This window comes from Ferruginibacter sp., from assembly GCF_031430955.1.
In the GTDB taxonomy this organism is placed as follows: domain Bacteria; phylum Bacteroidota; class Bacteroidia; order Chitinophagales; family Chitinophagaceae; genus Ferruginibacter.
This window is the reverse complement of the sequence record NZ_JANPCM010000363.1, coordinates 1-13,878: the sequence shown is the minus strand read 5'-3', so window position 1 is coordinate 13,878 and position 13,878 is coordinate 1. Positions and strand designations below refer to the sequence as shown.

Below are 13,878 nucleotides of genomic sequence, written 5' to 3'. Positions count from 1 at the left end.
CCTACAGCTTTAATTTATTTAAGCCTTTGCATTTTTGCAAAGGCTTTTTTTTGCTCCTTAATGGCAGCGACCCTCTTGTCTCGAGGGTGAGGATAACAGGATAAACGCAGCATAGAGCCGTATTAGTAGCAATACTGATGCGACCGGGGTCGACCACCGAACTTTGTATCCCGATGAATCGGGACTAACTGCCTCGTGGAGGTTCGATCCCTCCCCCTACAGCATTTATTTATTCAAGCCTCTGCATTTTTTGCAGAGGCTTTTTTTTGCTCCTTAATCGCAGCCATTCCCAGTATTAAATTCCGAAGATTACATTTCACCTTATAATAAAAAAATCAAAGTATATAATGCGCTAACAGTTCTATTTTACATCAGCAGCTTCGATTTTAGTTTGCCGCTGTTTTGCAATGCATTAACTTTGCGCCTCACTCCTAATCATGAGCGACGAAATTAAACACGAATGCGGCCTGGCTTTTATTCGCCTCCGCAAGCCCTTCAGTCATTTTCAACAAAAATATGGTACGGTAATGTATGGCCTTAATAAGCTGTACCTGCTTATGGAAAAACAACATAACCGTGGCCAGGATGGTGCAGGTGTTGCTTCTGTAAAATTAAATACCGAACCTGGCTACCCTTTTTTACACCGCCTGCGTAGTTGTGCCAACCAGCCCATTGCCGATATTTTTAGCCAGATAGGAAAAGAAATTACAGAAATTGAAAAACATCAACCCGATATTAAAAATCATCCGGGGCTGATGAAAGGCCACGTAAATTTTTTAGGAGAAGTTTTACTGGGGCATTTAAGATATGGTACACAGGGAAAAAATAACGCAGAGTTTTGTCACCCTTTTATAAAACGCCACACCATACCTGCAAGAAATTTGGCACTGGCCGGAAATTTTAATTTAGTTAATACCGAAGAATTATTCGGGCTGGTAAATATTGATCCCGGTGAATTTCAACGCCAGAGTGATCTTGCTGCCATGATGGAAGTAGTGCATCATTTTATTGTAAAAGCAGATGAAGCATTTCCGGGTCATATGGATATTGCTAAAGTTTTAAAAAAGGCGGTGCCGTTATTTGACGGTGGTTTTAATTTTAGCGGATTAATTGGCAATGGCGATGCATTTGTAATGAGAGATGCACATGGCATCCGGCCATCTTACTATTATATAAATGATGATGTAATTGTTGCAGCAAGCGAAAGGGCTGCTATACGAACTGCTTTTAATGTTGGCGAAAATGAAGTGCAGGAATTAATGCCCGGCAATGCATTAATTGTAAAAGCAGATGGCAGTTATACCATTGAAGAAATTTTAGAACCTAAGGAAAGAAAGGCGTGCAGTTTTGAACGCATTTATTTCAGCCGAGGCAGCGATGAAAAAATCTACAGGGAAAGAATTGCATTAGGTTATAATTTAAGCGATGTTATTTTAAAAGTTATTAAGTACGATTTAAAAAATACTATTTTCTCTTTTATACCCAATACAGCCGAAACTGCTTTTTATGGTTTATTAAAAGGTGCAGAAGATTATTTAAACAAAATTAAAATAGAACGTATTGCCAGCTGGGGAAAAGATTTTGATGAAGAGCAATTAACCGAAATGATAACCCGTAAGATACGGTTTGAAAAAATTGCTATTAAAGATGTTAAGCTGCGTACTTTTATTACTGAGGACAGCAGCCGCAACGAAATGGTGCAGCACGTGTATGATATTACTTACGGCACCGTTAAAAAAAATGAAGATACACTGGTGGTTATTGATGACAGCATAGTAAGAGGTACTACACTAAGAGAAAGTATTATAAGAATGCTGAGCCGCCTGCAGCCAAAAAAAATAATTATAGTTTCTTCGGCTCCGCAAATACGCTATCCCGATTGCTATGGTATTGATATGAGCAAGCTGGGAGATTTTATTGCTTTTAGAGCGGCAATTGAATTACTGCATGATACTAAGCAGGAAAATATTTTAACTGATACTTTAGAAAGATGTAAAGAGCTGCAGCGCAATAATCAATTGCATACCGAAAATGCAGTTCGTGAAATTTATAAGCCATTCGCATTAAAAGAAATGAGCAAAAAAATTGCAGAACTTATTACACCAAAAGATTTAGACATCCCTATACAGGTTATTTACCAAACTATTGAAAGTTTGCATGAAGCCTGCCCCACCAACACCGGCGATTGGTATTTTACCGGTAACTATCCCACACCGGGCGGCAACAGGGTTTGCAATAAAGCATTTATGAATTATATGGAAGGAAAAAATGTGAGAGGTTATTAACGCAGGAATGCGTCTTGCGTTATAGCCTGCTGCTGTGGTGGAATTTATAACGTCCAGCCCGGAACTGCAGCCTAATTTAAAAACTGAAATTAAAGTTAACAACAAAAAGCTGACCAATTAACGTTGAGCCCGGACTGCTGCTGATAGCAACAAAAAGATGAGGATTTATTTGTCAGCCAGCATAGCAGCAAACCCCATGTAAGCGGTAGTTTTATTGTTTGGTAGTTATGACAACCACTCCATAAACTCTTTTAATGCCGTATCTTTTATATGCTTCAAGCCCTCTTACAATTTCAATAGTACAGTTGTCTTTGTTAACGCCTTTCAATTTTTTTTGCAGTGCCTTATTTGTACTTGGATTTTTTTTGATGAGGCCGTAACCATCTGTCACACCTACGTCCTGAATAAAAATTTTCCCGTCAACTATATAAGCTACATCCGGATTGTCGCCAAAGTCCTTTTGTCTTACGTAAATAAGTGATTTGCTGTAGTCAATAAAGCCACCGTCAATTTTGGTCAGTCTAATAACAGGTTTAATAAAATAGTTAAGCCCAAACGCATTTAATGATAAACTGTCTTGCTTAGTTAGAAGTCCTGGTAAAATCTCAATAGTCGTTTCTGTTTTTGTATATTTAAATGCCATCGTTAATCGGCCGCCCATATGTCGAGGTACGTTACTTAACTCGACAGTAGAGTCGCTTAGAAATCTCAGTCTGCAATTCAAAGTACTGTCACTGGTAATGCTAACATAGTAATCGCCTAATTTTTGTCCAAGGGAAAGTGTCGAAATAAAGATTGACAAAAGTAATAAGATGGAACGTCTTGTCATTATTGTTTTAAGTCATGATGCTACGGTGACCGTCATTGCATAAGGTTTCCGGGAAATTACCGCCTTGCGCCGCATTGTGTTTCGAACATGCCGCAAGGCACCTTCCTACCGAAATATTTCATTCAATAAACCGGCCAGCCTTACGCCACCTTTTAATAATTGATTGTTTAATATATCAACATATTTAAAATTATAAGCGTACTCTAATTTTTGATTTGGCGTTTTTATATCTCCGTAAATTTTATCTGCAATCTGGTACGATTCAAACAGCCATTCGGAAAGTGGCTGTTGCTGTAAACTATTGCGTTGCTCTTTATTTGTAAAATTAATGACCGTTGCATATTCTGTATAACTCAATTGCTGAAAATTTATTAAATGAGTATCCCACAGCGTATGCAAATTTGTAGAATCTCTAAACCATAAAACTCTTATTCTGTTACCGCCTAAATCTTCAAGCCGGCCCACATGCAGTGGCTGGTGTATGTCGCCAATAATATGTATCAGCAACCGCAGGTAAAGTATTTTTTTATCTTTTTCTAAATTTTTATTTTTTAATTCGGCAACTAAAAAATTTATTTTGGTGTAAGCGTCTGTTGCAGTATCGGTAGCTAAAAATACTTTTACGCTGTCATAACTAAGCCCGCTTTTTAAATTTATGTAATGCCAGTTAGATAAATAATTGTAAGAGGGGTCAGATTTTATAAAGTCGGGCCAGTTGCTTGCCATTGCTACAGACTCTGTTCCTAAAATTTCTGCAATTGCTTTTTTTGTACTCTTGGTAAGATAACTATCTGCTATTTGCCCAATTATACGATGTCCCAATACTCCCCATGCCATGCTGGTAAAAGGCAGGTAAAAGAAAACGCAAAAAAGTATTATTTTTTTAACCCTTAATAATTTCATTGTATAATAATTTATTCTCAAAGTTATATTTTATGCTGATGATTACAATAATTATAAAAGTCAATTTCTAAAGAATAATAGTTTATTTATTCTATTACTTCAAATAACAACAGCTGTGCTTTTTCCAAAGGAGAAAAATTGTTATCGGCAACAAAAACCAACGTTTTGTGGCCATTAGCTAATCTTGGCCCAAAAGTTACTCCTTCAATATTATCAGTATATATTCCCAGGCTATCCATATTCAATAATAGTTTTTTTGATACGGGTATAAAATTAGTTTGCTCTTTAAGCGATGCAACGTCTTTTATATTTGTCGCATTTTCAAGTTGTGCAATAAATAATTTTATGGTGCAGGCCAGCCGCCCTGTGGAAAAAGATCTTTCGATTACCAACAATTTATTTTTACCTATGCTTAAAATATCCGGCACACCATTTACTTTAAATGCAGTAACAGGATTTGGAGCATAAGCAACTGGCTCTAATTTATAAGCATATTGTGCTGTATTGGTTTTACTTGCAACATCAAATTTTAAAATTCGTATAAAAGTAGTATCGTCTTCAACAGCAGCACGCTGGCCATCCTCATACAAAGGCTCTTCTACGTTTACATAAAGTGTTTTATAATTATCTGCAAAACTCATTCCTTCCAGCACACCATTTTGCCGGGGGCCTTTTTCTGTTGCATGCATGGTAAGGTTAGCGGGTAATTGAAAATTATTTTTAAATTTTCCTTTTGCAGTTACAGCAATTACCGACGGATTTTCCAGTACCGTATCGGTTGCCCTTACAATCCTTTCCCCCTCGCTGCTCCATACCAATTGTTTTGTAACAGGATTATAACGTATTGCTTCGGGGTCGGCCGTATGCAAAGCATCTTGCTTATTATTTGGGTAAACTGTGTTATTGGGTTGCAGCATATTTACAACTCCTGTAAAACGCATGCTGCCGATACCTTTTGCAGTTATAAAAATTTTAGCTGTATAAAATCTTGCCGGATTTTTTTCGCTTCTGTCGTCACAAATCATGTAATACAATTTATTTTGTGCGTCATAATCAATGCCCGATAAGCCACCTACAGTTGTATTTTTATATTTCAGGTTAAAAGGAATATTATACTCACCTAAAAACTTTATCGCACTTATATTTTTTGCAAAAGGTGTTGCAGTTAGCTTTTGAGAATTTCCCTGTGATACCATTAATAAAATGAAACCAAAAAACAACATTGTTGATTTGAGCATTTGCCTTTACAGTTTTAATATACAAATTTGGTAAAAGAATCGGATATGTTTTGTTATTTCTTTCTTTATGTAAAAAAAAATTTATTTTTATACAAATAAGTTTAGTGAAAACATTACTCATCATACGCCACGCCAAAAGCGACCAAAGTTTTTTTGGTAATGATTTTGAGCGCCCGCTGAATGAACGTGGCAAAAAAGATGCGCCTGTTATTGCAAAAAGATTATTAGACAGGAATATTGCAATTGATGCATTTGTTGCAAGCCCTGCAAAAAGAGCAAAAAAAACTGCCGAATTATTTTGTGATACGTACAAAAAAAATGAAGAAGATATAATTTTTATCAGCGCTCTTTACCATGCACCTGCTGATGTATTTTACGAAGTAATAAAACAATTAGACGACAATTTTAACACCGTTGCCATTTTTGCGCACAACCCCGGTATTAGTTATTTTGTAAATGGTTTAGTTGCAGATGTGCGGATTGATAATATGCCCACTTGCGCTGTATTTGCAATACAATCAGGCATAAGCAGCTGGAAAGACTTTAAAAAAGAAAAAAAGGAATTTTTGTTTTTTGATTATCCAAAAAATATCTGACATCATAATTTCTTTTCAAAATAAACCGCAGTGCTAACAGGGTTATTGTAATAGGCTTCAATTTCGTAAAACCCATATTTTTTATACAAGTTTATTGCAGGTGTCATGTGGTTCAGTGTATCTAATCTTATGTATTTGTAATTACAGTTTACAGCAAGAGTTATAGCTTTTTCCAACAAAATTTTCCCCACGCCTTTATGCTGGTGAATTGATTGTACAAACATCCGTTTCAATTCTGCAATATCTTTTGTAATTTTTCTTATTGCAACACAGGCAATAAAATTATCATTCTCTTTACAAAGTATTATTCCACCATCTGTAGAATTATACATAGTTTTTAAATTCTGTAACTCTTCATCAAAATGCTGAAAACCCAGATCAATATTCAGCCATTCCGCATATTCTTTAAACAAGCGTATTGCTGCATTATATTCTCCATCAGTTTTTATTACTAAATACTCCCGCATTTTTTGTTGTTTTGTTGGCAAGATATACCCCTGTAAATATCAATACTGCTGCTACAATTTTATATAACTCCAGTTTTTCATTTAAAAAAATCATAGCAATAAAAGTTGCAAAAAAAGGTTGTGTGTAAATATAAAAGCCTGCTGCAGAAGCACCCAGTATTTTTATACCATACACATTAAAAAGGTAGGCTAAAAAAGTACCTGTAAAAACAACCAATGCCATTGTTGTAAAATCAATTGTTGTAAAATTACTCCATTGTATTGCAGTAAATTCATTCCAGCCAAAAGGTAATATCATCACCAGGCCAATGGTAAATATCCATCGCATTATCATTACGGGATTGTACTTAAGCATCAAAGGTTTTACCAGTATAAAATATATGGTGTAAGAAATGGCGTTTATAATAATTAATATATCGCCCAAAATAACTTCATCTTTATTTGCTGTACCGCCTTTTGCCAAAATTAAAACCACAGCGCCGGTAATACCCGATACTAACCCTGCAATTTTAAATATTCCAATCTTTTCTTTTAAAATCCATGCCGCAATAAATACAATTAAAATGGGTGTGGTAAGCATCAGCAGTGATGCATGTATGGGATAAGTTAAAGAAAGGCCTTTTAAAAAAAGTAACTGGTTAATGGCGATGCCGGTTAGTGCACATAATACAAAACGCATCCTGTCCTGCTTTTCTATTTTTACAGGTGTTGGTTTTATTAAAAATAATAACCAGAATAAAATTACGCTAACGCCAACTCTTACCACATTTAATCCAAATGGTTTTGCAAGTTGTAAACTGGTTAAGTGTTTTGCAGCACTTAAGTTTATTGCAAAAAACAGGTTGGTAAACAGCAGCGCTAAGTGGGCGGTAGTTTTTTTATCGAATGCCATAATGGTTTAGCAAAAATAAGTTTATGCACTGAACTATAAGGTAGTTTTGCCACGGATTGCACAGATTAACACAGATTTTTTGCCTTCGGCAAATCATTACATTATTAAGTAAAATGCGTTTAATCCGTGTTAATCTGTGCAATCCGTGGCAAACAAAAAAGTCGTTATGCTTTTACACATAACGACTTTATACTTACTAACCCTAATAAGTGAAAACTAAAACTATGCAGTCTGCATTTCTTTTACCTTTTCTCTTATTTTGGCTTCTATTTCGCTGGCCATTTCCGGATTGTCTAACATTAATTGTTTTACAGATTCTCTTCCCTGGCCTAATTTATCGCTGTTGTAACTGAACCAACTGCCACTTTTTTGTACAATGCCCAGCTCAACACCCATATCAATAATTTCACCCACTTTACTAATACCCTCTCCATAAATAATATCAAACTCTGCCAGGCGGAATGGTGGTGCCACCTTGTTTTTTACCACTTTTACTTTTACATGGTTACCTATTGCCTCGTCGCCATCTTTAATTTGCGTCATACGGCGAATATCTAAACGAACCGAAGCATAAAACTTTAAAGCATTACCACCAGTGGTAGTTTCTGGGTTGCCAAACATTACACCAATTTTTTCACGAAGCTGATTAATAAATATGCAGCAGCTGTTTGTTTTATGAATGGTAGCAGTTAATTTTCTTAGAGCCTGGCTCATTAACCTTGCCTGTAAACCCATTTTACTGTCGCCCATTTCTCCTTCCAGTTCAGCTTTAGGTACCAACGCTGCGACAGAATCTATCACCACTACATCCAATGCACCAGAAAGAATTAAACGATCCGCAATTTCCAATGCCTGTTCGCCATAATCTGGTTGAGAGATTAGTAAATTATCAATGTCAACGCCTAATTTTTTTGCATACACACTGTCAAAAGCATGCTCGGCATCAATAAATGCACACATGCCGCCTTTTTTTTGTGCCTCGGCAATTACATGTATTGCCAATGTTGTTTTACCACTGCTTTCGGGGCCATAAATTTCCACTACTCTTCCTTTAGGTAAACCGCCAATACCCAGCGCCATGTCTAAACCAATAGAACCGGTAGATATAACTTCTATTTCCATATTGGTTTTTTCGTTCATCATCATTACCGAGCCTTTGCCAAAATCTTTATCGATTTTATCCATCGTTAATTTCAGCGCCTTAAATTTTTCTGTTTTTTCCATTTTGTCTGCTGCGTTACTCATGTGTTTTGTTTTTTTATGTGATGTATCTGATTTTGTATTGTAAATGTAAATGGTGATTCAAAGATAATAACTTTATTTTATCAACACTAATTATTTTAGTATTTTTTTGATAATTTTTTTAGTGCGACTTTTCTAAATAAAAAAACCCATCCCGGGGAACCGGGACAGGATTTGTTCAAGCATGAGAAAAATCTACTAAAGTTATTCTCGAGTTTTCAGGCTAAGGCTTAAATACGGGCCCTTAGAAATTTGTCGATATATATGAGTTTGAAAGGGTTCAGTTTTTTGTTATACAAAGAGAAGACAGTTTGCGCAGGTAAACAATACCACAAAGTGGTAATTTTTTAGGGTTAAAACACCTTTTTTAGGCTTGGTATATTTATTAATTATAATAAAGTAGTTGATATTACAATTATATAGTGGGTGTTTTGTAAATACAAAACGCAAGTAGTATAAAAAGGAGTGTTGGTTTATAAAATTCCCAAAGGTTAATAATACGGTTACACTATCCCTTCATCAATTTTAGCCTGCCCAGCATAAAGTTTTTTCCATTGTTGTAAAAAATATTATCCAGCAGTACATCAACATTAATAGTATTTAAGCCTTCATTGTTTAATAAATCACTCAAGCCTTCTCTTATATCTTCTTTCAATTGTATTAAACCATCAGCATCTTTGCAGCAGTCGATAGCATTTATTAATCCGTCAAAATCAGTACCAATACAAATTTGTTTTACTGCTTTTTTTATATCTATTAAAGGATGATTATTGGCTACCCATAAAATATGCACAATATTGTTTATTAAAAAGCGGCGGTGCATTTCTACATAAAGTGACGGATCTAAGTTTTCGAAATCTTCGCTTGCCCATACTTCGGTATCGTCTGTCCATGCCGGTAATGCAGTGGGGTTGGGGCCCAAAAAGAAATCGGCTTCCAGGTGGCTGATGTATTCCATATCATGCGGTATAGTTACATTCAGCAACACATTTTCGTCTGCAAAACCTAAAATACGCTGATCGAAAGAAAGACCAACTATACCTCCCGATAAAAATATGTTTGCTATATCCTCATCATATAAATTAATACTGCTGCAATTGTAATAGGTTTCTGTATCGTGTTTGCTTTTGGGTTTTAAATAAGTTACTTCGTACACCGAACCTCTATCTGCCGGCGTATGCAATAAATATTTTGCCCGGTGTGCAATAGATAAACCTGTTACGCCTGCATGCGTACAAATAATAGGCTGAATAAATTTTGTATCGTCGGTAGCATCTTTAAACCAGGTATATAATTCCCAACGGGTTTTTAAACTCATGTGTTTAATATCTACCAGTATTTTTTTATTTATCATTAATTGTATTACTTCTTCTCCCCATTTTGTAATGCCTTTACGGGTGGGATAAAAAAACGAAGGTGTAAAAAACTGGATACCGTGTGCATGATTGCAAAACGCATTTTGCTGCATGTGGCAAATATTAATAGCCACCACGGTATTGTTATTAGTAAACTCATTAAAGTTATTGGTGAATTCTATTTTTGCATCAGGGGAATTGGGGTCGTTAAAAAAACAATGCAGGCCTTCTACAATAATAGCGCCCCAAACAGTATCAGTAATTACTTCGTCAAATTCTGATGCCCTGGTTAAGATTTTAAATTTTTTTCCAGTTGGCATTGGTGCTTTTTGCAACCAGCGCAATTCTTCATTTATCAATTCGTAACTATGCACACCGGTGGTTAAATACGCCAGTTGTGTTTTATCAATAAGATTTACACTGCCTTTATTAACTATTTTTTTTGAGCTTAGCGCCTGGCCAATTTTTTGCTCCGGCGCATGCAGTATCAAGCCAATTAATTTTACATCATTATCCCACAGTTGGTTTAAGTTGCTTTGAGAGTTGAGTACTTCATTAAATAATTTATTAATGCTTATGGTTACATCATTAAAAACTGCAAGTTTAGCATTTATAAAAATCCATGGCGATGGTTTTGTATCCGGATTGGCAAACTGTGGTTTTAACCCGGGGTGGCAATGAAAATCGAAGAATGGCATAATAGTAAGGTTTAATGATATTAAATATACTGCTTATGTTTTAGATTTAAAAGGAGAAATTTTACAAATGGATGGTATAATTTAGTAAGTGGTATAAAACCAAAAACCCTCTTTACAGAAGGTTTTTAAAATTGTATTTAAAAGAGATTATTTAAAATATTACAAAGCCAGTTGTTTTTCTTCTACCATTTTTCTGATATTCAAAAGGGCATAGCGCATACGGCCAAGGGCTGTATTAACACTGCAGTTAAGTAATTCAGCAATTTGTTTAAATTTTAAATCGGCAAAATGCCTCAGAATAATAACTTCCCTTTGTTCTTCGGGCAGCAGGCTAACTAATTGCATCACCCGGTTACTGCTTTGGCTTTTCATAATGTTTTCTTCTGCATTTGGCGCTGCAAAGTCCAGCATATTAAAAATATCAGTGTCGTTGCTGGTTCTAATAATTGGCCTGCTCTTAACTTTTCTAAAATGATCAACACAAAGATTGTGTGCAATACGCATGGCCCAGAATAAAAATTTGTTTTCTTCTTTGTAATTGCCCGACTTAAGATTTTCAATTATTTTAATAAAAAGGTCCTGAAAAATATCTTCTGCTAAATATTTATCTTTTACCAATAAATAAATAGAACTGAAGATGCGGTTTTTGTGGCGGTCAATAAGCAATTCAAGTGCGCTTGCTTCTCCGTTAATAAATAATTTAACGGCTTGTTCATCAGTCAGGGTAATAGTGCTTTTCATAAAAAAATTAATTTTGGATGATTGGATAAATTATTTAACAAATATCGAAACAATAAAAATGCTTTATTGTAGTTGTGTAAATTAATTCGGTGTAGCAATTTTTCTATTGGGTAATTAACTATCGATAATTGCTCTTTACCTTAATACTACTTCCTTTTCATTCATAAGTTTCCTCAGGTTATTTAATGCAAATTTCATAGTGTCTAAAGCGGCTGTAACACTGCATTTCATACGGTCGGCAATTTCTTTAAAGCTTAAACCCATGTAATGATTTAATACCAGCACTTCTCTTTGTTCTTCGGGCAGCATATCAATCATACTCTTTATTTTGCCATGGCTTTGGTGATACAAATTATCGGTCAGCATTGGTGTAACAGAAAACCCAATTGCATGGGCAGTACTAGCTTCATTATTATTAATAATTACAGCCGGTTTTATTTTACGGGAATGCTCCATACAAAGATGGTGTGCAATATTAATGGCCCATTTTAAAAAATTACCTTCTTCGGCAGTTTTGCCAGCCATCATGTTGTCGATAATTTTTATAAACACCTCTCTAAAAATTTCTTCGGCAACATATTTATCCTGCACCATCATATAAATGGAGCGGTAAATCCTGTCTTTGTATAATTCTACTAGAGTGGCAAGTGCATTGGGGTTACCGTTAAGGTAAAACTGAATGAGTGTTTCATCAGTCATATTGTTTTGGTAATTCATAGGAGTGTATTTTGCTTATTGGATATGGATATTAGGAGGTATAAAGAAACGTTAAAAAAAATGGTATGTTGTAGCTGTTGTGCTATTTTTTTATAGACATTATTCTATTAATAAATTTTAAAAAGTGTAAAACGCAAAGCAGGTTACTGTAAAAAGGCTTTGTACCGTCGCCAAATGCAAAAACATTTAAGCCCAATAAATTTATAATGATAATAAAAGTTGTTATGCTGTCTTAATTAACCCTTCAACATAACTTACATAATCCTTTGCAGGTATAATAAAACCTTAGGTAGTTTCAGCATCTTCAATAATAAAGTCGCTCTAATCTTCTTCCATTCTTTCCTGCAGCAGGCGGCTGTAAAAAGAAGCCTGCTCCATATCAAACAAACCTGGTTGTACAAAATGAAGATGCAACAGGTTTATAACGCCGCTATGCGTTTTGGGTGTAAGGTCTTTGGTAAGTAACAAAGCTTTGGTGGCATGAAAGCAACCATAATAAAGCCTGTTAATAACAGTAGCATAAAATTTATTTTGCAAATGCACTTCTGCTTCGCCAAGCAGCGCATTTGCTTTTTGCAGTTTTAGTTTTATAGCCTGTTCCCTATTATCACTCATAAAGGGCTGTTATTAAAAGCAATAGTTTTTTTAATGGAATAGTAAGATGGGTTTTGCTGCCAGTCTTTTTCGGTAACTAATAAAACATTTATAAAAGACCCGATAGAAACGCTTAAAGGAAAAACACGGTTGTGTATTTGTTGTTTTATTAATTTAGTTATGGGCTGCTGAGGCGAAAGAACCAATATATCCCAGTCACTTTCTTCTGTAGCACTGTTATTAGCCCTGCTGCCAAATAAAAAAATATGTGCTTCAGGCAACACTTCTTTAATTTGGTTTTTAACGGCCAGTAATATTTGCTCCTGCGTATGCATTTATATAAAGTTCACCAATATTTTATTTACAAACAACTTTCACCATGCCTTTATTGCTTCGTACATTTGCCGCATGCCAAAATATTTAGACGAACTTAACGATCCACAAAAAGAAGCGGTGCAGCACAAAGACGGCCCCATAATGATTATTGCCGGTGCAGGCAGTGGCAAAACAAAAGTATTAACTACACGTATTGCCCACTTAATGGGATTTTATGGAGTGGACAGTTTTAATATACTGGCGCTAACATTTACCAATAAAGCTGCCGCCGAAATGAAGGAAAGGGTGGAAAAAGTTTTGGGCAACACCGAAGCCAGAAATTTATATATCGGTACTTTTCACAGTGTGTTTGCAAGAATATTAAGGGCTGAAGCCGGTAAATTGGGTTATCCCAGCAACTTTACTATTTATGATACGGATGATGCCAAGGCTGTGGTAAAAACCGTCATCAACGAAATGGACCTTGATGATAAACATTACAAACCCAATGTAGTTTACAATAGAATTTCGGCTGCTAAAAATGCATTGATCGGCCCTGCAGAATATATTAACGATTGGGCTTTGCAACAGGAAGATGCAAGAAGCAACCGCCCCGCTATCGGTTTAATTTACGATGCGTATGCCAAACGCTGTTTTAAAAACGGCGCCATGGATTTTGATGACCTGTTGTTTAAAATGTATATCCTTTTAAAAAATAATCCTGATAGTTTAAGCAAGTACCAGCGCAAGTTTAAATACATTATGATTGATGAGTACCAGGATACCAACACGGCGCAGTATGAAATTATAAAACTGCTGGGTGCCATGCATGAAAATGTTTGTGTGGTGGGTGATGATGCACAAAGTATTTACAGTTTTAGAGGTGCCACTATCGAAAATATTTTACAGTTTCAAAAAGATTATGATGAAGTAAAGCTGGTAAAACTGGAGCAGAATTACCGCAGCACCAAAAGTATTTTAAGTGTAGCCAACGAAGTTATTGGCA

General features: G+C 35.5%; 14 protein-coding genes. 3 read left to right on the top strand and 11 right to left on the bottom strand.

The genetic code is table 11. The features are described 5' to 3' along the window. The first annotated feature begins 437 nt into the window (after positions 1–437). Positions 438–2,285 carry an amidophosphoribosyltransferase gene (locus ACY65O_RS10355; protein WP_462220780.1) on the top strand — a complete coding sequence of 616 codons (1,848 nt, stop codon included), beginning with the start codon at positions 438–440 and terminating at the stop codon, positions 2,283–2,285. A 211-nt stretch (positions 2,286–2,496) separates the two neighbouring features. Here ACY65O_RS10355 and ACY65O_RS10350 read toward each other — a convergent pair whose 3' ends face one another. The 3 genes from ACY65O_RS10350 to ACY65O_RS10340 form a co-directional block, all read right to left on the bottom strand. Continuing rightward, entirely contained in the window at positions 2,497–2,946 is a 450-nt protein-coding gene (locus ACY65O_RS10350; protein WP_462220779.1) for a hypothetical protein, read from the bottom strand. Positions 2,947–3,219: 273 nt separating this feature from the next. Further along, positions 3,220–4,017: a S1/P1 nuclease gene (locus ACY65O_RS10345; protein ID WP_462220778.1), complete on the bottom strand. Its 798-nt coding sequence runs from the start codon at positions 4,015–4,017 to the stop codon at positions 3,220–3,222. 86 nt (positions 4,018–4,103) lie between these two features. Then, on the bottom strand, positions 4,104–5,255 hold the full coding sequence (locus ACY65O_RS10340) for an esterase-like activity of phytase family protein (protein WP_462220777.1): 1,152 nt from the start codon (positions 5,253–5,255) through the stop codon (positions 4,104–4,106). 104 nt (positions 5,256–5,359) lie between these two features. On the opposite strand from ACY65O_RS10340, the gene ACY65O_RS10335 reads away from it, so the two are divergent. Next, the gene (locus ACY65O_RS10335; protein WP_462220776.1) at positions 5,360–5,851 is read left to right on the top strand and encodes a SixA phosphatase family protein; all 492 of its coding nucleotides are present in this window, start codon (positions 5,360–5,362) and stop codon (positions 5,849–5,851) included. Between the two features lie 2 nt (positions 5,852–5,853). Here ACY65O_RS10335 and ACY65O_RS10330 read toward each other — a convergent pair whose 3' ends face one another. From ACY65O_RS10330 to ACY65O_RS10295, 8 genes are all read right to left on the bottom strand, one after another. Beyond that, entirely contained in the window at positions 5,854–6,318 is a 465-nt protein-coding gene (locus tag ACY65O_RS10330) for a GNAT family N-acetyltransferase (protein WP_462220775.1), read from the bottom strand. Continuing rightward, on the bottom strand, positions 6,290–7,210 hold the full coding sequence (locus ACY65O_RS10325) for a DMT family transporter (RefSeq protein ID WP_462220774.1): 921 nt from the start codon (positions 7,208–7,210) through the stop codon (positions 6,290–6,292). Before ACY65O_RS10325 ends, ACY65O_RS10330 begins: the two co-directional genes overlap by 29 nt. Before the next feature lie 222 nt (positions 7,211–7,432). Further along, a complete protein-coding gene (recA, locus tag ACY65O_RS10320) occupies positions 7,433–8,455 on the bottom strand; it encodes a recombinase RecA (RefSeq protein ID WP_462220773.1) in 1,023 nt (340 codons plus the stop codon). 505 nt (positions 8,456–8,960) lie between these two features. After that, entirely contained in the window at positions 8,961–10,505 is a 1,545-nt protein-coding gene (locus ACY65O_RS10315) for a membrane dipeptidase (protein ID WP_462220772.1), read from the bottom strand. Positions 10,506–10,664: 159 nt separating this feature from the next. Further along, positions 10,665–11,246, bottom strand: a complete 582-nt coding sequence (locus ACY65O_RS10310; protein ID WP_462220771.1) for an RNA polymerase sigma factor — start codon at positions 11,244–11,246, stop codon at positions 10,665–10,667. Positions 11,247–11,381: 135 nt separating this feature from the next. Beyond that, positions 11,382–11,963 (bottom strand): RNA polymerase sigma factor, encoded by a 582-nt coding sequence (locus tag ACY65O_RS10305; protein ID WP_462220770.1) that lies wholly within the window; start codon positions 11,961–11,963, stop codon positions 11,382–11,384. A 321-nt stretch (positions 11,964–12,284) separates the two neighbouring features. Then, the gene (locus tag ACY65O_RS10300; protein ID WP_462220769.1) at positions 12,285–12,578 is read right to left on the bottom strand and encodes a HEPN domain-containing protein; all 294 of its coding nucleotides are present in this window, start codon (positions 12,576–12,578) and stop codon (positions 12,285–12,287) included. Beyond that, positions 12,575–12,892: a nucleotidyltransferase domain-containing protein gene (locus ACY65O_RS10295; protein ID WP_462220768.1), complete on the bottom strand. Its 318-nt coding sequence runs from the start codon at positions 12,890–12,892 to the stop codon at positions 12,575–12,577. Before ACY65O_RS10295 ends, ACY65O_RS10300 begins: the two co-directional genes overlap by 4 nt. A gap of 73 nt (positions 12,893–12,965) precedes the next feature. Here ACY65O_RS10295 and ACY65O_RS10290 point away from each other — a divergent pair. Continuing rightward, positions 12,966–13,878 (top strand): ATP-dependent helicase (locus tag ACY65O_RS10290; protein WP_462220767.1); only part of this gene is annotated, 913 nt, incomplete at its 3' end.

What these genes read in the sequence shown, in the direction of transcription:
- ACY65O_RS10295 (WP_462220768.1), bottom strand. Translation starts at nt 12,892, where the DNA reads ATGCATACGCAGGAGCAAATATTACTGGCCGTTAAAAACCAAATTAAA.
- ACY65O_RS10345 (WP_462220778.1), bottom strand. Translation starts at nt 4,017, where the DNA reads ATGAAATTATTAAGGGTTAAAAAAATAATACTTTTTTGCGTTTTCTTT.
- ACY65O_RS10315 (WP_462220772.1), bottom strand. Translation starts at nt 10,505, where the DNA reads ATGCCATTCTTCGATTTTCATTGCCACCCCGGGTTAAAACCACAGTTT.
- ACY65O_RS10300 (WP_462220769.1), bottom strand. Translation starts at nt 12,578, where the DNA reads ATGAGTGATAATAGGGAACAGGCTATAAAACTAAAACTGCAAAAAGCA.
- ACY65O_RS10305 (WP_462220770.1), bottom strand. Translation starts at nt 11,963, where the DNA reads ATGAATTACCAAAACAATATGACTGATGAAACACTCATTCAGTTTTAC.
- ACY65O_RS10355 (WP_462220780.1), top strand. Translation starts at nt 438, where the DNA reads ATGAGCGACGAAATTAAACACGAATGCGGCCTGGCTTTTATTCGCCTC.
- recA (WP_462220773.1), bottom strand. Translation starts at nt 8,455, where the DNA reads ATGAGTAACGCAGCAGACAAAATGGAAAAAACAGAAAAATTTAAGGCG.
- ACY65O_RS10310 (WP_462220771.1), bottom strand. Translation starts at nt 11,246, where the DNA reads ATGAAAAGCACTATTACCCTGACTGATGAACAAGCCGTTAAATTATTT.
- ACY65O_RS10340 (WP_462220777.1), bottom strand. Translation starts at nt 5,255, where the DNA reads ATGCTCAAATCAACAATGTTGTTTTTTGGTTTCATTTTATTAATGGTA.
- ACY65O_RS10325 (WP_462220774.1), bottom strand. Translation starts at nt 7,210, where the DNA reads ATGGCATTCGATAAAAAAACTACCGCCCACTTAGCGCTGCTGTTTACC.
- ACY65O_RS10350 (WP_462220779.1), bottom strand. Translation starts at nt 2,946, where the DNA reads ATGGGCGGCCGATTAACGATGGCATTTAAATATACAAAAACAGAAACG.
- ACY65O_RS10330 (WP_462220775.1), bottom strand. Translation starts at nt 6,318, where the DNA reads ATGCGGGAGTATTTAGTAATAAAAACTGATGGAGAATATAATGCAGCA.